This window comes from Arthrospiribacter ruber, assembly GCF_019343195.1.
GTDB lineage: Bacteria > Bacteroidota > Bacteroidia > Cytophagales > Cyclobacteriaceae > Arthrospiribacter > Arthrospiribacter ruber.
The window spans coordinates 608,229-624,940 of the sequence record NZ_RPHB01000002.1; the positions used below are offsets into that span (position 1 = coordinate 608,229).

General features: G+C 41.0%; 18 protein-coding genes. 13 read left to right on the forward strand and 5 right to left on the reverse strand.

The window, feature by feature from the left end; genetic code table 11:
- The 3 genes from EGN73_RS05545 to EGN73_RS05555 all read left to right on the forward strand — a co-directional run bounded on the left by EGN73_RS05545 (position 1) and on the right by EGN73_RS05555 (position 3,790).
- Positions 1-1,218: an ATP-grasp domain-containing protein gene (locus tag EGN73_RS05545; RefSeq protein WP_219287529.1), complete on the forward strand. Its 1,218-nt coding sequence runs from the start codon at positions 1-3 to the stop codon at positions 1,216-1,218.
- 486 nt (positions 1,219-1,704) lie between these two features.
- Positions 1,705-3,222 carry a hypothetical protein gene (locus EGN73_RS05550; protein ID WP_219287530.1) on the forward strand — a complete coding sequence of 506 codons (1,518 nt, stop codon included), beginning with the start codon at positions 1,705-1,707 and terminating at the stop codon, positions 3,220-3,222.
- Between the two features lies 1 nt (position 3,223).
- Entirely contained in the window at positions 3,224-3,790 is a 567-nt protein-coding gene (locus EGN73_RS05555; RefSeq protein ID WP_219287531.1) for a hypothetical protein, read from the forward strand.
- A 385-nt stretch (positions 3,791-4,175) separates the two neighbouring features.
- Here EGN73_RS05555 and EGN73_RS05560 read toward each other — a convergent pair whose 3' ends face one another.
- Together EGN73_RS05560 and EGN73_RS05565 are read right to left on the reverse strand one after the other, a co-directional pair.
- On the reverse strand, positions 4,176-4,811 hold the full coding sequence (locus EGN73_RS05560) for a LysE family translocator (protein WP_219287532.1): 636 nt from the start codon (positions 4,809-4,811) through the stop codon (positions 4,176-4,178).
- Entirely contained in the window at positions 4,808-6,358 is a 1,551-nt protein-coding gene (locus EGN73_RS05565) for a GH3 family acyl-acid amido synthetase (RefSeq protein ID WP_219287533.1), read from the reverse strand. The genes EGN73_RS05560 and EGN73_RS05565 overlap by 4 nt, the downstream gene beginning before the upstream one ends.
- Before the next feature lie 48 nt (positions 6,359-6,406).
- Between EGN73_RS05565 and EGN73_RS05570 the strand changes: the two genes are divergently transcribed.
- The 6 genes from EGN73_RS05570 to EGN73_RS05595 all read left to right on the forward strand — a co-directional run bounded on the left by EGN73_RS05570 (position 6,407) and on the right by EGN73_RS05595 (position 11,500).
- Entirely contained in the window at positions 6,407-7,081 is a 675-nt protein-coding gene (locus tag EGN73_RS05570; protein WP_219287534.1) for a YggS family pyridoxal phosphate-dependent enzyme, read from the forward strand.
- A gap of 1 nt (position 7,082) precedes the next feature.
- The gene (locus tag EGN73_RS05575; RefSeq protein WP_219287535.1) at positions 7,083-7,466 is read left to right on the forward strand and encodes a DUF423 domain-containing protein; all 384 of its coding nucleotides are present in this window, start codon (positions 7,083-7,085) and stop codon (positions 7,464-7,466) included.
- Positions 7,467-7,470: 4 nt separating this feature from the next.
- Positions 7,471-8,772, forward strand: a complete 1,302-nt coding sequence (locus EGN73_RS05580; RefSeq protein WP_219287536.1) for a D-alanyl-D-alanine carboxypeptidase/D-alanyl-D-alanine-endopeptidase — start codon at positions 7,471-7,473, stop codon at positions 8,770-8,772.
- A gap of 97 nt (positions 8,773-8,869) precedes the next feature.
- A complete protein-coding gene (locus tag EGN73_RS05585; protein ID WP_219287537.1) occupies positions 8,870-9,910 on the forward strand; it encodes a S66 peptidase family protein in 1,041 nt (346 codons plus the stop codon).
- A gap of 5 nt (positions 9,911-9,915) precedes the next feature.
- Positions 9,916-10,617 (forward strand): SGNH/GDSL hydrolase family protein, encoded by a 702-nt coding sequence (locus tag EGN73_RS05590; RefSeq protein WP_219287538.1) that lies wholly within the window; start codon positions 9,916-9,918, stop codon positions 10,615-10,617.
- A 121-nt stretch (positions 10,618-10,738) separates the two neighbouring features.
- Positions 10,739-11,500: an META domain-containing protein gene (locus EGN73_RS05595; RefSeq protein ID WP_219287539.1), complete on the forward strand. Its 762-nt coding sequence runs from the start codon at positions 10,739-10,741 to the stop codon at positions 11,498-11,500.
- A gap of 124 nt (positions 11,501-11,624) precedes the next feature.
- Here the strand turns inward: EGN73_RS05595 and EGN73_RS05600 are convergent, their stop codons facing one another.
- Together EGN73_RS05600 and EGN73_RS05605 are read right to left on the reverse strand one after the other, a co-directional pair.
- The gene (locus EGN73_RS05600; protein ID WP_219287540.1) at positions 11,625-12,017 is read right to left on the reverse strand and encodes a DUF1573 domain-containing protein; all 393 of its coding nucleotides are present in this window, start codon (positions 12,015-12,017) and stop codon (positions 11,625-11,627) included.
- 4 nt (positions 12,018-12,021) lie between these two features.
- Positions 12,022-13,485, reverse strand: coding sequence for an ATP-dependent DNA helicase (locus EGN73_RS05605; protein WP_219287541.1), 1,464 nt, complete (start codon positions 13,483-13,485; stop codon positions 12,022-12,024).
- Positions 13,486-13,507: 22 nt separating this feature from the next.
- On the opposite strand from EGN73_RS05605, the gene EGN73_RS05610 reads away from it, so the two are divergent.
- Genes EGN73_RS05610 through coaD form a run of 4 tightly spaced genes read left to right on the forward strand, consistent with a single transcriptional unit; the run spans position 13,508 to position 15,937 of the window.
- Positions 13,508-14,011, forward strand: a complete 504-nt coding sequence (locus tag EGN73_RS05610; protein ID WP_219287542.1) for an NUDIX domain-containing protein — start codon at positions 13,508-13,510, stop codon at positions 14,009-14,011.
- Between the two features lie 51 nt (positions 14,012-14,062).
- Entirely contained in the window at positions 14,063-14,644 is a 582-nt protein-coding gene (locus EGN73_RS05615) for a hypothetical protein (protein ID WP_219287543.1), read from the forward strand.
- A gap of 2 nt (positions 14,645-14,646) precedes the next feature.
- Positions 14,647-15,474, forward strand: a complete 828-nt coding sequence (locus EGN73_RS05620) for a DUF3822 family protein (protein WP_219287544.1) — start codon at positions 14,647-14,649, stop codon at positions 15,472-15,474.
- A gap of 7 nt (positions 15,475-15,481) precedes the next feature.
- Complete coding sequence (gene coaD / locus EGN73_RS05625) at positions 15,482-15,937, forward strand: pantetheine-phosphate adenylyltransferase (RefSeq protein WP_219287545.1); 456 nt, start codon at positions 15,482-15,484, stop codon at positions 15,935-15,937.
- Here the strand turns inward: coaD and EGN73_RS05630 are convergent.
- The gene (locus tag EGN73_RS05630) at positions 15,925-16,611 is read right to left on the reverse strand and encodes an NUDIX hydrolase (protein ID WP_219287546.1); all 687 of its coding nucleotides are present in this window, start codon (positions 16,609-16,611) and stop codon (positions 15,925-15,927) included. The two genes, coaD and EGN73_RS05630, sit on opposite strands and share 13 nt — an antisense overlap.
- Positions 16,612-16,712: the final 101 nt, after the last annotated feature.

The following is a 16,712-nucleotide window of genomic DNA, read 5'->3' on the forward strand; positions in this document are numbered from 1 at the left end:
ATGAGCCAGGCAAGCAAAACCTTTCTTTGTATATCCAACTTTTTTAAAGGAGGAGCATTTCTTACTGCTTTGAAGCAGGCCGGGAATAAAGTTTTCCTTATCACCACTGAAAAACTCAGGGACAGCCCCTGGCCTCATGCTGATATCGATGAGATTTTCTATATGCCGGGTCAGGATTTGGATTGGGATCTGGAAAAATTGCTTTTCGGCGTGGCTGGTATCATGAAAGCCAATAAGATAGACGCTATCGTCGCTTTGGATGATTATGATGTAGAAAAGGCCACTTTCCTGAGGGAAAGCCTGAGAATTCCCGGAATGGGACAGACTACAGGCAGGTATTTCAGAGACAAACTCGCCATGCGCATGCGGGCCAAGGATGCAGGCGTGTTGGTTCCTGACTTTTCTCCTCTCTTCCATGATGAAGACATCAACCATTTTGCCGATACCGTTCCGGCCCCTTGGGTGCTTAAACCAAGGTCTGAGGCTTCCGCAAATGGCATCATCAAAGTACACAACAAAGAGGAACTTTGGAACAATATTCATGAACTGGGAGACAACAGAGTCCGCTATCTGGTAGAAAAATTTGAGCCGGGTGATGTGTATCATGCCGACAGCCTCAACCTGGACGGCAAACCCATAGCCTGTGTGGTTTCCCAATACCTGGCAACTCCAATGGAAATTTCTCTGGGAGGAGGTATTTTCCGAAGTGCCAATGTACCTTATGGTTCGGAAGACGACAAAGACATCAAAGAGGCCAATAAACAGGTCATGAAAGCCTTTGGTATGAAAAGCGGGGCAGCACATACGGAATTTATCAAAGGCAAAAAAGACGGTAAAATCTACTTCCTGGAGACCTCCTCCAGAGTGGGCGGTGCGCATTTGGCAGAAATGGTAGAAGCCGCTTCCGGGATCAACATGTGGGCTGAATGGGCCAAAATAGAAGATGCCAAAGTCAAAGGGCTCAGCTACAAGCTGCCAAAGGTCCAGAAAGGATATGCAGGAATCGTATTGACCCTATCCAAGTACCAGCACCCAGACCTTTCTTCTTTTGATGATGATGAGGTATGCTTCAGGGTTCCCTTGGATTACCATGCCGGTCTGATTGTCCGATCCAAAAATCATGCACGGGTAAGGGAGCTTTTGGATGATTATGCAGAAAGACTGACCAGGGATTTTTCCACCACAGCGGCACAGGAAAAGGTGAAGAAGTTTCATTAGGGATTTGGAGAAATACAAATTTATGTATCCGCCTTATTGCAAGTATTTATTATAAATTCTATTTTGATCAAATTCTGGGTTGATATTAGGATATTTATCTACTTGACACCAAAAATCAAACTGATTTTCTTTTGGCATATGCATCATTACGAATATTCACAAATAATATTTTTTTGAGTATAATTTTATTTTTTGTAATGAACATTATCTGGCATTCCTTAAACTATTACATCTTAAATATTAATTGATGGATAGTTTAAGCGGTCATCGATTCAGAAAACGCTAGGTTTTATGAAAAGTAATAGATTTATAAAATATTATTTGAAAATTATTTTGATTTTGAAAACAATATTATACTTTTAGTCAATTCTTTTAAAATCATATTTTAAACTTAATTATTTCATAATGAAAAGAAATTTTACCCCCCCCATATGTAAACGGATAGATTCGTTTTCTCTTTTTAGAAAATCCCTTTTTTATTCAGGTTTGATTTTAATTTTATTCATTTCATGTTTAGAAGAACAAACTGAAATATTAGAGATCTCGCAGCAAGACACAAAACTAACACTTGTAAAGAACTGGTTTGAATCAAACAAAAGTGAGTTAAGGGTTGAGGATTCAAGGGACAATTTCAGAACTGAATTCAATGAACTGATTCTGCCATTTTTCGAAAAAGAACCCGATTGGGACAAATTTCATATCTTTCAATTTCCAGATGGAAGGGAAGTATATGAGATCAACCTGGCCAATACAGAGCTGTATTTTCCGGACTATCTGTTGGATAGCTTGCCAGGGATGATACCCCAAAAATCGGTAGTACAGAATATCATGTTTGTCGAAAACACCCAAACACAAAGATTTGATCCACTGATTGTCCGTTATTATCCCGACAACAAGGAATCCTTGAGGGAGTTTGGGGAGATTTTCTATGGAATGATCGACATGGACTGGTCGGGAATGGTGGATATCTGGACTTATGATGAGCGCCATTTTATCAGTTTTACGATAAGAGATGGGGCAATTACATCAAGTATGCAGACCTTGCCCAAAGACCCTGAATCCCATCAGGATTACGGGGGAAATCTCTTGACCACCGAACCCTGCAGGGAAGTGGTCACCCAAAGAAATTATGTTGGATCAGACGGAGTGGTCACGGTATCGTATACGGTGACCTATCAGTGTTCCGGGGGATCGGGTAGTGGTAGTTCGTCCGGGTCATCATATGGAAATCACAGTGGAAACACCTATACCTATACTGGCCCCTATCAGGGAGGTGGTTCCGGTAGTTATGGGTCTGTAGGTGGGACGACTTATACCCCTCCTACAATTACCTCACCTAATATTAAAATTGAAAAAATTGATATGGAGGATCTTGATGATTGCCATCAGAATATTATTAACGATTTAATTGGAAGCACCCAACAGGAATTCCATAGGATCTTTAGGAAATTTTACGGTGACAAACCCTTGCCTTCAAACTATAATGTAAAATTTCAGTATGGGGTTTGTAGCAATTCACAGGCTAATGCCTGTGCTTCGTCTGCCTTGATTAATGGTTGGGCAACCATTACCTTCAATCCAAACAATATTGGCAATGCTACGGATCTATCATTTGCACGAACAGTAATACATGAGATTTTGCATGCATATTTGCTGTTTGAGGCTGCTTATCCATCAAATTGTGACTTAAATTGTTTACTAAACAAATATTTTGATAAGTATAACAGTAATAATCCTTCTCATCATAACTTATTTGCTGAAACTAAGTTTCTAAACGATATCGCCACGGAGCTGAGGAACTATGCTGCAGGTATTGGCTACAATGTTAATGCCCTAGGAGATCAGTTCTTTAAGGACATGGCCTGGGGAGGATTAACTCGTACGGACGTTTTCAACAGTTTATCTGCATCGGACAAAACTAGGATAATCAATCGACTAAATGCAGAAAATACTGGAGATCCTAAAGGAAACATTGTACCAATAGGGATTAAAGCTTGCAATTGATATGGCTGCTATAAAAACACTCGCTTTTTCGATTTTACTTGTTATGGCTGTTTCCTGCGGATCAGACAGACAGCGGAAAATGGACCTGATTTTGATGACAATGGAAACCGCATCGAGAGGGAAATCCATTCATCTGCTAGATGAATCAGATACCAGCTGGTGTAGAGTTATGGGCGAGAATATATGTACATTGAACCGCTTGAACACATATCAACTGCATGGTAACCCAAGGAACAGGACTCCGGAACTCAGGGAAATATTTAAAGCAGATGAATTCGACTATATCGCAGACCAATTCAAAAAACGCGTTAGTTTCAAAGAGAAGGATTTTACAAGCAATATCCAGCTAATTAGCCAAAAAGAACTGGACAACAAGAGTGATTTTGAATTATCCAGCTTCTCTTATTTCACATTGTCGGCTCCTGCCTTTTCCGAGAATGGTGAATATGCACTTATCTATATTTCTGAATTCTGTGGAATGGAATGTGGGGGTGGAGATTTAATGATTTACAAGAGAGAGAAGGGAAAATGGGTAAGAATCCTGATATTGGGTATTTGGCTGTCGTAATTATTACTGGAAATATGGTTATAGACCCCTCAGTCTCTTTTTGTTGATACCAAATTCCTAAATGACATAGCGATTGAATTACAAAATTTTGCTTTATTAAAAGGATATAATCTAAACACTTTAGGTGGGGATCAATTCTTCAAATACGTGGCATGGGAAGGATTAACCAATACGAATGTATTTAATACTCTGTCGTCAGCTGAAAAGACAAGGATAATTAATACTATTGGGGCTGAGCTATATAACAAAAATTATTCTGGCACATTACCAACGGGAAAAAAAGCCTGCGATTAATATGACAAAATATATTATTCTCTTATTGGTATCCATTTCTATTTCGTCTTGCTTCGATCGGGAGGAAAAAGAAACCTATCTACTGAAACCTTCACACCACCCCCTGCTTTCCCAAAGCAAACCAGATCAGCCTTAAGCCGAATCCTACCAAAAGCAGCCCAACCATTTTATTGAGTATAAGCATTACCCTTGGAGTGATAAATGAACGCAGCTTTTTGGCCACATAGGCCTTGAGTAAATCTATGGAAAAAACAGTCCCCAAAATCCCCATATAATACAGCGTGATATCTGCCTTACCGAAGTGATCCTTGAGACTTACCAGGCCTGCAATGGATATCCAAAAAAGTAGCACAAAAGGATTCACCCCATTTATACCAAAACCTTTGAAAAAACCTTTGGTCTTCCCTGTCTTCGGCAAAGGTAAACCTCCGGAATTAGGTCTTGCACCGCTAGGTTTGAAAAATGAACTGATACCAAAAGCCATTAAGATCAACCCTCCAGCATAGCCCAACACAATCTCGAAATTGGGATTCCGGGCAAATACACTCACCCCAAAATATGTAATCAGGACATATATCAGGTCACTGCACAAAATCCCCAAAGCCAGCACCACGGTATGCCTAAAGCCATTTTCTATGCTATTGGTGATCAATGCAAAAAAGACCGGTCCAATCATCGCTGACAAGACCAGTCCCATTCCTATCCCTTCCAGCAGGGCCTCCGTCATATTTCAATATTGTTATCCTTCAAAAACTCCAGCCATTGGGTCATTTTTTCTTTTTTCAGTACTCTAGGGAATTTGTTCTGCCCCCCTTCTTTGCCCTGCGCCCTCAACCAATCGTAAAAATATCGCGGAGATAAGACCGTACAGCTCACCTCTTTCAGCGCGTGTTGACGCTCCACACCATAGTCATCATTGAGAATTTTCAGCTTTTCATCGATTTGCTTAACCAATTCTTCCTGATCGATTTCATCATCTGTACCCACAAACCAGTGGTGCTTGAAGAGGGATCCGTGAGGCAGACCTATCACAGTGAATTCTTTGATGTTCAGGTTCTGCTCCTCTCCCACCATTTCTATGGCCCTGTTCATGTTGTCCATAGAAAGGTGCTCTCCACACAAGCTCAAAAAATGTTTGGTACGTCCGGTGATGATGATTTCGCTTTCTTCCAAAGACACAAATCGGATCACATCCCCTATAAGATAGCGCCAGGCCCCGGAACAGGTACTGATCAAGAGGCCATAATCCACATTTTCTTCAATTTCATCAATTTTCAAAGTCCTCGCTCCCTCTTTCACTTCACCGTTTTCATCAAAATTCTCATCCTTGAAGGGTATGAATTCATAAAAAATCCCATTATTCAGGACCAGACGCATGCTTCTTCTGTCAGGCAAAGCCTGAAAAGCCAAAAACCCTTCAGAAGCCAAATAAGTCTCCATATAAATCAGTGGGTGGGCCAAGAGCTTTTCAAAACCCTTTTTATAGGGTTCGAATGACACCCCACCATGGACAAAAATCTGAAGGTTGGGCCAGATGTCATGAATAGTGCTGAGCTGATACCTCTCTATGATTTTCTCCAAAAGAATCTGCAACCAGGCGGGCACCCCCACTATGATGCCTATGTCCCATTTGGGTGCCATTTCTACGATCTGATCCAGCTTCTCTCCCCAGTTTTTATTTCTGGAGATTTGTTTTCCCGGCTTGTAAAATCTTTGAAACCAAATCGGCAATCTTCCCGCGGTGATCCCACTGAGGTCTCCGGAAAAAAAGGTACCGTTAAAATCAAGATCTGTGCTGCCTCCCAGCATCAGTATTCCTTTGGTAAAAAGGTCATCGGGCAGGTCATACTTGGAAAGAGTCAAAATCTGCCTGACACCTGTTTTTCTGATTGCCCTCACCATATCCCCTGAAATCGGGATGTACTTGGAAGAAGCCCCAGAAGTACCTGATGTCAAGGCAAAATACCTGATGGCTCCCGGCCAGGTAATGTTCCTTTCTCCATCTTTGAGCCTGTACCACCATTCTTTGTAGATCTTCTCGTAATCATAAATAGGAACCATACTGGAAAATGCCCTATAAAAATCCTTGTTGGGCTTCCTGAATTCTTTCAGAATCAACTTAAACCCATACTTCTTCCCTATGGCGGTGTTGGCTGATTTGATCAAAAGTTTCTTCAGTTCTTCTTTCTGAAGCTCAGCAGGAGAGCTGTATTCCTGCTCAAGCGACACCCTTAATCTGATGCCTTTTTTTAGTAATGTACCCAATATCGCCATATCTTTGCTTACTTTAGAAGTCTTTCTTAATAGATCAAAAATAAAGGAATGAGTATTAAAGAAAACCTTATTGACATAAAAAAAACCTTCATTGACCCAAATTGTCTTCTGGTGGCAGTGTCCAAAACACACCCTGAAGAAGCAATCATGGAAGCCTACCAGGCTGGTATCAGGGATTTTGGTGAAAATAAGGTACAGGAACTGGTAGAAAAAGCGGAAAAACTCCCAAAAGACATACGCTGGCACATGATAGGCCACTTACAAAGAAATAAGGTGAAATACATGGCAGGGTTTGTTCACCTTATCCATGGGGTAGATTCGCTCAAGCTTCTCAAAGAAATCAACAAACAGGCCGTTAAGGCCGACAGGACAATCAATTGCCTTTTGCAGGTACATATCGCAGAAGAAGAAAGCAAGTTTGGATTTGATGAAGCTGAACTGATGGAGATGCTGGAGGATGAAATTCTCCCCACCCTGAAAAATGTCAAAATCATCGGAATGATGGGAATGGCCACTTTCACAGAGGATGAGCTACAGGTACTGCGGGAATTTGAAGGTTTACAGTCTCTTTTTGAAAAAATGAAAAAAATGGATCTTCCTGATAACTTTGACCTGAAAGAACTTTCCATGGGTATGAGCGGTGACTACCTGCTGGCGCAAAGAAAAGGCAGCACCATGGTGAGGATAGGTTCTGCCATTTTTGGGGAGAGAGATTACAAGTAATATGAAAAACTACAAATACTTACAGATAGCCACACTTCTGGGTGCTTTGGCGGTAGGAATAGGAGCATTTGGGGCCCATGGGCTATTGGAAACCCTAGCTTCCAATGGCACCACAGATACATTCGAAACTGCCGTCAAATACCATTTTTACCATGTGATGGCCCTTTTGGTTTGCAGTTTACTTATGGATACTTACCCCCCAAACAGAAAGTTGAAAACCGCTTTCTGGCTCTTCTTCACAGGGATATTGATTTTTTCGGGTTCCTTATACATTTTATCCCTGACAGGCGTTTCATGGCTGGGAGCCATCACTCCCATTGGAGGAGTAGCCTTTATTGCAGGTTGGATAATGATGCTGCTTTCCGCAAAACCTAAAAATCTTTAATTGAATGATAAAAAAGTTAGGCAGTAGCGTGCTGCTATATACCATTTCGATTTTTGCCCTATTTGCCCAGGAAATCGATGCCAGGGAGAGGTACGAAGGACTAAATGCCCTTATTGGTCCCAACACCTTTTTTGACAATCATCCTACAGGATTTATGCTTTATGAATTGGACTCAGGTTGGGTGCACTTCGAAAAAAACAGCCACATGAGTTTCATTCCGGCTTCTACGACCAAACTGCTGACTTTTTATGCTTCTTTAATGGTACTTAGGGACCAGACCAATACTTTCCGATATGTAGAGGAAGGAAATGAAATCACCATCTGGGGATCAGGAGATCCGTCCTGGAAGTATAACATACTTCCCCAGCCAAAAATTGAAGATTTCCTGTCCCGTTACAGCAAAGTGAAGTTTTCGGCCAGCAATTGGAAAGACGAAGCCTTTGGCTATGGCTGGCAATGGGATGATTATTACTATCCTTATTCTGCCGAAAGATCTCCCTTCCCTATCTATGGTAATATCGTAATGTTCAAAAATGTAAACAGGTCACCACAAGCTACAATTCCTGCTTTTGCCAACAGTATCAAAACCTACAGCAAAGTATCACCAACTGTCCGAAGGGATTTTCACAGCAATATTTTTTACTACAACCCAAGTACCTATACCAATCCAGGACCTATGCTGCCTTTTGTTACTTCTCCTGAGCTTACCGTACAATTGCTCCGAGATGTTCTCAAAAAACCAGTAGAACTTGTCAATACGGAACTGCCGACCACAGCACGGCTTTTCAACGGAGGAAGTATGCGCCCACTTTGGAAAGAAATGCTCCAGGAAAGTGACAACTTTATAGCTGAACAAATCCTACTGATGGTATCGGATCAGCTTTTCGGGGAGCTCAATTCAGAAAGGGCCATAGATCATGTGTTGAAAACATACCTCAGGGACCTCCCGGATGACATCAAATGGGTGGATGGCTCGGGACTCTCCCGGCACAACTTGGTAACTCCCAGAAATATGATCACCCTGATGGAAAAAATCGATAAGTCCATTCCCAGAGATCAGCTGATGAACCTTCTGCCACAAGGAGGGATCAACGGGACTTTAAAAAATAATTACAAAGCCCCTAGACCCTATATTTTTGCGAAAACAGGCACGATCAGCAACAACCACTGTCTGGTTGGCATTATCCGAACAGACAGTGGCAGACACCATGCTTTTGCCTTTATGAACAACAACTACCTGAATAAAGCCTCTGAAATCAGAAGGGAAATGGAAAAGGTCCTCTTGTACATCAAGGAGAATTATTGAAAAGGTAAGCCAATTTCAGAATGAATATGAAATTCCTGGGCCAAGCAGGAACAATTGAAAATTATTCCTATAATTTTGATCAAAAGCAATTTTCAACATGAATAAAAGATCCTTTTTAAAGACTTTCGGGATGGGAATCGGAGCTCTTCCTCTGGTTTCTTTTGTCCCCGCACTTTCTATGGATGAAAAACAACTGCTTCCCTATGCTTTGAGCCCTGGGGACAAAGTTGGACTTATCAGCCCTTCTGCAGCCACTTCAGAAAGGATTGAGTTTGAATTTGCAAAAGAAGCTTTAGAGGCGCTTGGTCTGGAAGTCGAAATGGGAAAGCACCTCAAGAGCAGAAGAGGTCATTTGGCGGGTACCGATCAGGAAAGGGCGGATGACCTCAATAGGATGTTTGCCGACACAAGCATCAAGGCCATCATCTGCATCAGGGGAGGCTCAGGGGCGGCAAGAATTTTACCTTTGATAGATTATGAACGGATTAAAGCCAATCCAAAGCCATTGTTAGGTTATTCCGATATAACAGCCTTACACAATGCCATACACGCCAAAACAGGCCTGATCACCTTTCATGGACCCAATGGAACCGGAAGTTGGAACACCTTCAACGTGACCCAATTTCAGAAAATATTCTATGAGAGAGCCCTCACCATCTTTGAAAATGAAGTCCTCAAGGGAGATGAGCTAATTGTAAAACAAAACAGGATACAGACTATTTATCCCGGGAAGGTCAGTGGCAAGATCTTGGGAGGTAATCTAACGGTACTGACAGCACTATCGGGGACTCCTTATTTACCTGATTTTACAGGTAGCATTCTTTTTATAGAGGACATAGCTGAAGATCCTTACAAAATTGACAGGATGATGAGTACCTTGATGCTCAATGGTACCCTTTCCAAAATCAAGGGATTTATCTTCGGTCAATGCACCAATTGCACTCCAGGAGGAGGATACGGCTCATTGACTTTGGATGATATTTTGGACGACTATATTCTCCCGCTCAAAATTCCCGCTTACAAAGGGGCTATGATAGGGCATATTCCGAAGCAATTTATCGTTCCAGTAGGTGCTGAAGTGGAAATGGATGCAGAAAGCGGCACCTTCACCATGCTAAAACCCATATTCCAAGATTGAAAACGATGAAATCACTAAGCCTATTTACTTTATTTATCCTGATTTTTACAAGCTGTATGTTACAAGAGCAAACGACCAAAAAAAAGGCAAAAGACCTTACTTATCTGGCTTTAGGGGATTCCTATACCATTGGAGAAGGTGTTGACGAAAAGGATCGCTATCCCAATCAATTGGTCAGTATGCTTTCCCATGAAAACCTGAACATTTCTCTTTCCAAAATTATCGCCAAAACAGGCTGGACTACAGATGAATTAGCCACCGGAATTGAAAATGCCGGAATCAGTGGAAATACCTATGATTTGGTCACCCTTTTGATTGGGGTCAACAATCAATATAGAGGTAGAAGCATAGAAAACTACAAGGTTGAATTTGAAGAAAGATTGGTTCAGGCAATAGAATTTGCAGGAGGAAATCCACAAAGAGTGTTGGTTTTATCCATCCCTGATTGGGGAGTAACACCTTTTGCTGTAGAAAGAGGAGCAGATCAAAATAAGGTGAGACAGGAAATAGACCAATATAACGCGAGTAAAAAAGCTATTAGCGAAACCTTGGGTGTATTTTACATTGATATCACTGAACACTACCGGGAAGTGGGAGCAGAACCGGAAATGGTCGTTGAGGACAAATTGCATCCCAGTGGTCGGGTGTATAAAGTTTGGGCAGAAAAACTTGAAAAGGTGATCCTTTCCAACATCAATTTTTATTGAATAAATTGATTTTTGGATTTTTTACGGTAACAACCGGGCAGTCCCACTGATATGCAATTGAAAGATCAATTGCCAGCCATCAGTTGGGTATTGATTTTTTTAACACGCACTCTTTTATCTTATGGAACTCAAAAAATGGATATTACCCATTTTATTATCTCTAACATTTTCCTGCGAAATGGTAGAAACCGAAAACTTGGAAAATGACTTCATTGAGGTGTGGTTGTACAGCAACCGTTTGCAATGTACCAAGCCGCTGGAAAGTGGGGCACCCTGTCACTACTATTCCATGGAAACAGAGTTGACAGCAACTCAGTGGAAAAGCCTAAATTATGAAGTAGATAATTTCGGTTTTCAGCCGGGCTATTACTACCGGGTTTTGATAGAAAAATATTGGCTGGATTTGGATCCAATTGAAATTTTTGATGAGAATGGAGAGACAGTACTCGAAGTAGTAGAACTGGAACCACAGAGGAGAATCAGGATAAAAACTGTTTTCCAAAAACTGAGGGATTATAAAACCCTTTTCAGTGGAAATTGGAAACTTGTACACGTCGAAGGTGCAGAAGATATCCTCTTGACTGATCTCGACAAATCTTACACTGTAGATCCATTACATAGAAAAATGCGGGGAAAATACCTTTGTCATGACCTGGAGATTGCCCTGAATGATTTTTTGGACCTTAACAGGATAGACCTATCTGATGTTTCTATAGAACATCAAGCCTGCGATCCTGATAAAAAGTATCTGGAAACAGAAGATCTGATTCTTGCGATGTTCAACAAAGTAAAAAGTTATACCCTGAAAGATGGAGACTGGGTTCTTAAAGATTCAGCAGGAAAAGAACTTCTTAGATTTTCAAGAAACAGCAGAGCACCGTGAAGATGATCTTAATTTTTAAAAACAAATCAGAAAATGTTCCGGTAAAACTTTTCAAAACCCCAAATGAAAAAATAAAAAAGCCGGAACTAATCCGGCTTTTTTAAATTGAAGTTTTTTTTGAATTTCACTTACCTTTTGGAAGTACATTGGAGATCAATGAAACTTTCTCAATAGGTTCAGAAGCATTGGAGTAAACCCTCACCACTGAATTTTGTCTTCCCATTTTCCCGGCAGAATTGAAAACCACCTTCAATTCTCCCGTAGCTCCAGGAGCGATTGGCTCTTTTGGCCAGTTCGGCGCAGTACATCCGCAGGAAACTGCCACATTGGAGATCACCAAGGGTGCGTCGCCGGAGTTGGTGAAAACAAAGGTATGCTCTACCTTATCTCCTTGGGTGATATCTCCGAAATCTTTGGATTTTTCTGAAAAATCCATCACTGCACCTTTGCTATCACTCTGTGCATTGACAGCAAACGCCACAAAAGCAACCATAACAAGTAAAAACAGCTTTTTCATAGTTTTATTCATCATTTAAATTTGTCTCAGAATCTTCTTTGTAAATGTAAAACTTTGGATTAAAGTTCACCATAAACAATTCCTTTTTTGCACGTGTCACCGCAGTGTATAGCCACCTGATATACTCTTGGTTGACCTGATCTTCTGTCAGGTAGCCTTGATCTACAAATACCGCATCCCATTGGCCACCCTGTGATTTGTGACAGGTCAGGGCGTAAGCAAACTTCACCTGCAAAGCCGAAAGATACGGATCTTTTTTGATCAGTTCCATCCTTTCACTTTTATTAACAACATCCATATAATCCAAAGACACCTGTCTGTAGAGCTCTCTATATGCTTCCACTGTCAAAGCAGGATGTGGGCTGTATAGGGTATCCAGAACGACTTTTGCTTCGAAATAAGGTTCATCGGGGTAATCCAACAACCTCAGCTCAAGAGTAGCAAACCTCAAGCCATACATTTCCTCAAACGACCTGATTTTGGTAACCTCCACAAAATCCCCATTGGCCAAAAAATTGACCTTATCGGAGTCCGCCATATAAGTGTAGTTGTTCTTGACAATCATCAGCAAATCTCCCGCACTGATTTCTTCATCAAAAAAATGTATTGTCCGCCTGATATATTGATTGTATTGTACAGCCGATTTATTGGACCGCGTGACTATGGCCGTATTTTCTGTTCCATACTTATCATAAGCATACCTCAAGCCATCCTCCAACCGCTCTCCTGTCATTTTGAAAAAATCCTTAAAACCTTTGGTCTGAAAGTAAATCACAGGGTTTTTTGCCTTTACCTGATCTCTCAAAAAAGTAGCATTATAGAGAATTCCGGACTCCAGCTGCTGCCTCATGACTTCGGTCAGTTCAATCATCGAAACTTTGAGCCTGAAATGCCTTACCAAATAATCCCTTTCCAAAGCAGGACTGAGTACACTCCCAACAGGAGGCAACTGTGCCGTATCCCCTACCAAAATGAGTTTGTTGCCCACACCCTGAAACACATAGTGGATCAAATCCCTCAAAAGGCTTCTGCTCCCCATAGATTCATCAGAAAGCATGGAGGCTTCATCTACAATAAAAAGTGTGTTTTGGTAATAGTTTTTGACCAGATCAAACCCTCCACCCATGTCTCCAGCTTGATCCTTGGGCTTGTAAATGATTTTATGGATAGTAAAGGCCGATTTTTGGCTGTAATTGCCCATGACTTTTGCTGCTCTGCCCGTGGGTGCCAACAGCATAGATTTCATTTTAATCCTGGGAAGCAACTTTACAAGCGCAGAAATCAATGATGTTTTCCCTGTACCTGCATAGCCTCTAAGGACAAAGGTAGCCCCGTCAGTATCTTGGTCTGTCAAAAAACCGTCCATCAGATTGAAAAATTCATTTTGACCATTGGTAGGTTCAAACTGGAAATATTTTTTCAACAAAACTGACGGCCTGACTGTAGGCTGATTATCTTTACTTCCCATAAGTCCACGAATCTAAGTTGAAATGGCAGAACTCGAAAAAGAATTGACTGATAAATTCGGTGGAAGACTCAGAATAAGGGTTAATGGTATATTGATAGAAGACGGTGCAGCTCTGATGATCAAACACCGGATGGGACCTGAGAGGGATTTTTGGAACGTACCTGGCGGGGGAATGAAATTTGGGAGTGATGCAGCCGAAAACCTGAAGAGGGAATTCAAGGAAGAAACAGGGCTCGACATCCGTATATGTAATTTTGTTTGTGCCCACGAATATTTGGAAACACCTTTACATGCAATTGAGCTGTTTTTTTTGGTGGAAAAAACAGGCGGGCGCTTAACTCTAGGGACAGACCCTGAACTTGACAGCGGTAAGCAATTGATTACAGAATTGAAATTTATGACACCCGAAAAACTACAAATGATCCCAAAAGGTGAAAAACATCCTCTTTTTGACGGAATAAAATCATGGAATGATGTGCGAAAGTGGATGGGATATTTTAATTTTGAAAATAATTCGATAAAATAGCAACTTGAATAAAAACCATCAACCTTTATAAAAGATTAAATCATCTCTAAAATGACACTAAGCAAAATTTTATCCGTAGTCTTCTTTCTCGGCGCTTTAGGATTGGGCTATTTCCTATTCAAAGGCGTAGATGATGTCATGCAGGAAGAAAAAAGAATCGCTGCCATCGAATCTAGAGTAATTGAAAAGCTTCAAATGCTGAGAGATGCTCAGATAGCTTACAATGCTGCTAATGGAGAATATGCGGACAACTGGAATGACCTGAAAAACTTTATCCAAGGAGGAGAAATCTGGTTGGTACAAAGAAAAGAAACTACTAAACTGTTGGAATACGGAAAAGAAGAAACCACAGTCACTTTTGACACTCTAGGCTCTGTGTACGTGATGGACTCCCTTTTCAACGAAAGAAGACACCCTAACTTCAACTTGGAAACATTGAACGTAGTACCAGGATCAGGTGGTCAGGAGTTTGAATACTTCACTGACAAAATCGAAAGAAGTGGACGTGAAATCCCTGTTTTCGAAATCAGAGACCCTGCTCCGGTAAATCCTAAGAGAAGAGAAAACAACAACGAGAAAGCCTTGAGAGTAGGTTCTAGAACTGATTCTTCTACTTCTGGTAACTGGGAGTAATCTTGGCAAGCTCAGTAATACATACGCAAGAAAAATACTTAAGCGATAAATTTGACATCAATACGGTGTCAAGTTTATCGCTTTTCTTGTATGAACATACGGCTCTACTGATTGCAAAGGACCAAAACAATAAGGTGATCGCAGCCGAATCTTTCAATGAAGCAGATCAGGAAAAAGTTGTGGATACAATACTGGAAAGTGATATATTCAACAGGGATATTCCCACCGCCTTCTTTATTCACAATTCCAACTTCAGCTTAGTACCAGGCACCTTATTTAACCAAAGCTTTTTATCCACCTACCTGTCTTTCGCGGGAAAAACTGAAAACATAGCAGCTTTTGACACTCCACTCGAAAGCAATAGCCTTCATTTGGTAGGGAGCGTTGATTTTGGATTATATCAAAAGCTTACCAAAGAAAAAACTTCATTCCGCTTTCACCATGGAGCTGCCTCTTTTCTGTCCTATTGCTTTAAGAGTAAAACCAATCTGCTCAATCAGGAAATTCTGATCAGTTGGCACGATGGATCGTTCTATCTTGCAGGATTTTCCAAGCAAGAATTACAGATTTTCAACAGGTTCGAAGCCAAAGACCGGGATCAGCTGCTCAGCTATGTATTTGGAATTATGCATCAGCTCAATTTTAACCGGAAGCTTTGCCGAATCACAATTTTTGGTGATACCTCTACATTGGAAATTGACCAAGAATGGGGCAATCTTTATTTCAAAAACTTCAGGCTTTCTGACCCGGACAGCAATGTTCACTATGCAGAAAACGTAGACAACATCCTTAAATCCGCTGCCTTCGAAACACGTTGGACGATTATCTGAACCATTTATGAAAAAAACAGCCATTTTTCCGGGATCTTTTGACCCGTTTACCAAAGGACATCATGACATCGTATTGCGTGGCCTCAATTTATTCGATGAACTCATTATAGGTATCGGATATAATGTAGCAAAAAAAACCAGGTACTTTGAAATAGAGGGTATGGTAAAGAAAATAGAGGAACTCTATAAGGATGAACCAAGGGTAAAAGTGGTGGTATACAATGAACTTACCTCAAGTCTTGCCAAAAAACATCAAGCAAACTTCCTGATCAGAGGATTAAGGAACACGACGGATTTTGAATATGAAAATACAATAAGCCAGATGAACAGGAAATTAAATCCCGAGCTGGAAACAGTATTTTTGATCACCTCCCCACAATTTGCTGCGGTAAGCTCTACGGTCATCAGAGAAGTACATAAATTCGGTGCAGATGTCAGCGAATATCTTCCTTATGAAGTATAAACTCTGGGTACCATTTTCAGAAATTTCTTGTACAAAAACCGCATAGAAGGATAGGAATTTACCAAGGCTGTCTTTGCTTCATGATGAGTCAGCCATCGGATATCTTCTATACCCTCTTCTTTCTGTGGAGCCATCTTGGAATCATCCAGATTTTCCATGGCATACCAATAAGTTTTCTTCAAAATACTTTTCCTGTTGTGGGTATAAGTATGCCAGGTTTTGCAGATCTCCGGGCCTAGCTTGACTTTGATATTGCACTCCTCCTCCACTTCCCTTACGGCACACTGCTCAGGAGTCTCTCCTTTGTCAAATTTACCTTTAGGCAGGTCCCATTTTCCCAAACGATGGATAAAAAGTATGTCCTTTCCCTTGGTCACCACTCCTCCCGCTGCCTTGATCACCAAAAACCTGCTTTTGATAAAATCCTTCACCTCTTTTTTATCTTCAGCTACTATAGTCACCGAATCTAAATGTTTCAGTTTTCTGGTTCGCAAGAGATAGAGGAGCTTGATCAAAATATCATGAGAGGGCTCTACAATAAGCACATCATCGTGAAAGTCACAGGTAGCGGGCATGTCAATGGGACGGTCATAAACACACTCAAAAACCTTATCCTTAGAGAGTTCTCGTGGTGTCAGGACATCGAGCGGTTTATCGTTTACAAAAATCTTCATAGCTGGCTATTAAAAACTTTTCTTTATTCGAGATTTGGATCAAAAATGCATAAAATTTTCAGGCTTCACAACCGCCACTTATTTTTTATCCTTTAATTTTG

Excerpts from the sequence above, each read along its gene's own strand:
- EGN73_RS05615 (WP_219287543.1), top strand. The coding sequence starts at position 14,063 with ATGACACTAAGCAAAATTTTATCCGTAGTCTTCTTTCTCGGCGCTTTA.
- EGN73_RS05590 (WP_219287538.1), top strand. The coding sequence starts at position 9,916 with ATGAAATCACTAAGCCTATTTACTTTATTTATCCTGATTTTTACAAGC.
- EGN73_RS05580 (WP_219287536.1), top strand. The coding sequence starts at position 7,471 with ATGATAAAAAAGTTAGGCAGTAGCGTGCTGCTATATACCATTTCGATT.
- EGN73_RS05605 (WP_219287541.1), bottom strand. The coding sequence starts at position 13,485 with ATGGGAAGTAAAGATAATCAGCCTACAGTCAGGCCGTCAGTTTTGTTG.
- EGN73_RS05545 (WP_219287529.1), top strand. The coding sequence starts at position 1 with ATGAGCCAGGCAAGCAAAACCTTTCTTTGTATATCCAACTTTTTTAAA.
- coaD (WP_219287545.1), top strand. The coding sequence starts at position 15,482 with ATGAAAAAAACAGCCATTTTTCCGGGATCTTTTGACCCGTTTACCAAA.
- EGN73_RS05570 (WP_219287534.1), top strand. The coding sequence starts at position 6,407 with ATGAGTATTAAAGAAAACCTTATTGACATAAAAAAAACCTTCATTGAC.
- EGN73_RS05630 (WP_219287546.1), bottom strand. The coding sequence starts at position 16,611 with ATGAAGATTTTTGTAAACGATAAACCGCTCGATGTCCTGACACCACGA.
- EGN73_RS05600 (WP_219287540.1), bottom strand. The coding sequence starts at position 12,017 with ATGAAAAAGCTGTTTTTACTTGTTATGGTTGCTTTTGTGGCGTTTGCT.
- EGN73_RS05555 (WP_219287531.1), top strand. The coding sequence starts at position 3,224 with ATGGCTGCTATAAAAACACTCGCTTTTTCGATTTTACTTGTTATGGCT.
- EGN73_RS05610 (WP_219287542.1), top strand. The coding sequence starts at position 13,508 with ATGGCAGAACTCGAAAAAGAATTGACTGATAAATTCGGTGGAAGACTC.
- EGN73_RS05560 (WP_219287532.1), bottom strand. The coding sequence starts at position 4,811 with ATGACGGAGGCCCTGCTGGAAGGGATAGGAATGGGACTGGTCTTGTCA.
- EGN73_RS05565 (WP_219287533.1), bottom strand. The coding sequence starts at position 6,358 with ATGGCGATATTGGGTACATTACTAAAAAAAGGCATCAGATTAAGGGTG.
- EGN73_RS05585 (WP_219287537.1), top strand. The coding sequence starts at position 8,870 with ATGAATAAAAGATCCTTTTTAAAGACTTTCGGGATGGGAATCGGAGCT.
- EGN73_RS05595 (WP_219287539.1), top strand. The coding sequence starts at position 10,739 with ATGGAACTCAAAAAATGGATATTACCCATTTTATTATCTCTAACATTT.
- EGN73_RS05575 (WP_219287535.1), top strand. The coding sequence starts at position 7,083 with ATGAAAAACTACAAATACTTACAGATAGCCACACTTCTGGGTGCTTTG.